We start from the raw sequence: 1,312 nt of genomic DNA, 5'->3' as shown, positions 1-1,312 counted from the left end.
CGGGGCGCGGGCCGCGCAGCAGCGCCGAATCGGCCAGATCGCGGCCCGCGAGCGGCCGGCCGATCGCCAGATCGCCGTCGGCGTTGGGCACGCGCGGCCCCGGCAGCCGCGATTGATCGATGCGGATGCCGACGTTCGGCTCGTACGAGCTGGCGATCACCTCGCCCTCGCTGTCGACCAGCGACACGCTGCGGATCGCCGGCGTGCCGGCGATGGTGCGCGCGAGCATCGCGTCGGCGAACGCGGCGCCCACCATGTCGGGCGATTGCAGCGTGCTGTCGATCGAGCGCGCGATCGAATTGGCCGTGCCGATCGCGCGCCCGCTTTCGTCGTCGAGCGCGCGCGCCAGCATCGTGGCGGCGTTGCGTTCGTCCTCGACGGCGTTGCGATGCTCCCACCAGGCGAAGGCGCCGGCCGCGCCGATCAGCAGCGCGCCGGCCAGCGTGCCGCCGATCAGCACCGAGCGGCTGTTGAGCCAGGCCGGAAGGTGCGCGGTGTGATGCCGGATGATCGCTTCGATTCGTTTCACTGGAGCAGCATGACCTCGGTCAGGTGGTGGCGGCGCGCCGCGGCGGCGAGCCGGCCGTCGTGCTGGACGCGTGCGATGAAGGCGTCGACGGTGTGCAGCCAGGCGTCGTCGCCGGGGCGCACCGCGTAAGCGTACGGCATCGGATCGAACGGTTTGGGCGGCGCGACCAGGCGGGCCCACTCGGCATTCTCCAGCAGCCGGTGCGCATACGGAAGCCCGCCGATCAGCACGTCGATGCGGCCCGACTGCAGCTCGTCCTCGCGGTTGCGCTGCGGGTCGAGCACGACGATCGTCGCGTGCTTGAGCATCTCGCGCAGACGCGGCTCCACCTGCGAGCCGCGCTGTATGCCGATGCGCACGCCGGGCCGGTCGAGGTCGGCCCAGGTGCGCACCACCTCGCTGGCGCGCGATGCGACCCCGACGATGCCGCCCGTCAGATACGGCTTGCTGAAGCGCAGCGTTTCGCGGCGCGACGCCGTGGCGGCGACGGCCAGCATGGCGATGTCGCAGCGGTCGGCCAGCAGATCCTGGGTGAAGGTGTCGAAACGGGTGTCGATCATGACCAGCTGCGTGCCGAGATCGGCGGCGAACGCGGCCGCCAGATCGACGTCGAGCCCGCGCGGCTGGCCGGTGCGCGGATCGCGGTAGTTGATGCCGGCGTCGCTTTGCGAGAGGCACACGCGCAGCGTGCGCGTGGCGTGGATGCGATCGAGCACGCTGCCGGCGGCGGCGTTGCCGGAGCCGCTCGCGAGCGCGGCGCACAGCAGCGCGGCCGAGGCGCGG

At 72.6% G+C, this 1,312-nt stretch carries 2 protein-coding genes; both read right to left on the bottom strand.

Annotated elements, in window-relative coordinates; translation table 11 throughout:
* Positions 1-529 (bottom strand): PDC sensor domain-containing protein (locus G3N92_RS34205; RefSeq protein WP_206131894.1); only part of this gene is annotated, 529 nt, incomplete at its 3' end.
* Positions 526-1,312: ABC transporter substrate-binding protein (locus tag G3N92_RS34200; protein WP_206131893.1), on the bottom strand; the 787-nt coding region annotated here is incomplete at its 5' end. The genes G3N92_RS34200 and G3N92_RS34205, both read right to left, overlap by 4 nt.

This window comes from Burkholderia sp. Ac-20379, assembly GCF_017104645.1.
In the GTDB taxonomy this organism is placed as follows: Bacteria; Pseudomonadota; Gammaproteobacteria; order Burkholderiales; family Burkholderiaceae; genus Burkholderia.
Note: the sequence above shows the minus strand (reverse complement) of the source record. Positions and strands in the feature narration are given on the sequence as shown.